Annotated in this window: 1 protein-coding gene; it reads left to right on the top strand. The window is 57.2% G+C overall.

What is annotated here, in order from left to right; all coding sequences use genetic code 11:
* Positions 1-125: 125 nt before the first annotated feature.
* On the top strand, positions 126-1,421 hold the full coding sequence (locus tag GOX01_RS12635; protein ID WP_011252867.1) for an IS110 family RNA-guided transposase: 1,296 nt from the start codon (positions 126-128) through the stop codon (positions 1,419-1,421).
* The last annotated feature ends 258 nt before the right edge of the window (positions 1,422-1,679 follow it).

Here is a 1,679-nt window from a genome sequence, read left to right as displayed (position 1 = left end):
TAGCACATCGGGAAGCTCTTTTGCAGAGTTCACCTATCTGGCCTTAAGGCCAGATAGGTGGCCACGGACCGGGCGATATGTCTCCACAATGATGGTGTCCAGCCACACAGGGGAGATAACCGGCCGTGACCAGACCCAACCCTACACCGACAACAGCTGTTCTCGTCGCTATCGATGTTGCCAAATCACGCAATGAAGTCTTGATTGAGGTGCCCGGTAATCGACGGCGTCGACGCCTGACTGTGGCCAACACGCGCACAGAACATGACCGTTTCATTGCAGAACTGCAGGCCCTGGCACCGCGGCCGGTCATTGTTGGCTTCGAGCCGACCGGACATTATCATCGTCCGCTGGCCTGGCGCCTCGTGCAGGCCGGGTTTGATGCACGCCTGATTTCTTCGGTCGCTCTGGCCCGCACGCGAGAGGCGCTGCACAACGGCTGGGACAAGAATGACCCCAAGGATGCACAGGTCATCCTGCACATGCTCCAGATTGGCGCAGCCAAACCATATCATGATCCTCTTGCCAACGAGATCAACAACATTCAGGAATTGTCCGTTACCCATGAAGTGATTTCCCGTGCCAAAACCGAGGTCCAGCACCGGATCCTTACCCACTATCTGCCTCTCTATTTTCCGGAAATTGAGCGCTTCAAGGGCAACACGCGCAGCGACTGGTTCTTTGCCCTCCTTGAGCAATTTCCTGTTCCAGCTGCTATTACCGCGCTCAGCAAGGAGGCGTTTGTTGCTGCCGCCTGGAGTGTTGTTGGGCGCAAGGTCAGTAAATCTCGTCTTCTGGGTGATATCTGGGAAACAGCTCATAGATCGATTGCGCTGCCTGTTTCTCCGGATGCCCCAGCGATCGAGATGTTCCGGGTCGTCCTAGGCGAGGCGCGAAGGCTGATCGCGCAACGTGATGCGATCGAGGAAGCTGCGATTGACCTACTCGGCGATCACAGCGACTTTCAACGCTTGCAGCAGGTGCCGGGGATCGGGCCAATCCATGCCCTGACGATTCTTGCCGAGGCAGGCGACCTGCGGCGATTTCGTCATCACCGGCAATTTCTGAAATTCTGTGGTCTTGACCTGTCAACCTATCAGTCAGGCCAATATCGCGGCAAAACCAAGCTGTCCAAACGCGGCAACGCGCGTCTGCGACGGACACTGTGGATGGCGGCACAGGTCGCCATTCGCCAGCGTGAGAACAGCTTCCGTGACAAGTTCGACCGCTATGTGGCCAGGGACCGGCATGATCCGGACCTGCGTCGCAAGGCGTCCACAGCCATCACCGCAAAGATGGGGCGCGTTGTGCACGCGATCATCAAACGCGGTGACGATTACCGGCCTTTCGTCGAAGGGCCGGTGCCAGGTGGAGGAACCCCTCTCTATTGGTGCCGTGAGGGCGCATCTGCGACCCTGTAGATAATGTTAGGGTCTTCCACCTGGGTTTTCGCATCCCATCTTCAGGACGGTTAGGGCCACGGCACCAACATGCCGCACTGGACCCTGTGTTTGCTATGGCCGGGAGCGCCCTTATTTTGCGGTGGAGACCGCCTGGTTTTTGCTTGCAGTATTTTTCAACGACAGTGCAAACTGCCGATGGAGACGTGTTGCCAAATCGACCGGATGCTTCCCGATATAGGACGTTGTCGGTCAGGATGGTGTGGATCTGGTAAGGAA

Origin of the sequence: Gluconobacter oxydans (genome assembly GCF_006539685.1) — a bacterium.
Lineage (GTDB): Bacteria > Pseudomonadota > Alphaproteobacteria > Acetobacterales > Acetobacteraceae > Gluconobacter > Gluconobacter oxydans.
Note: the sequence above shows the minus strand (reverse complement) of the source record. Positions and strands in the feature narration are given on the sequence as shown.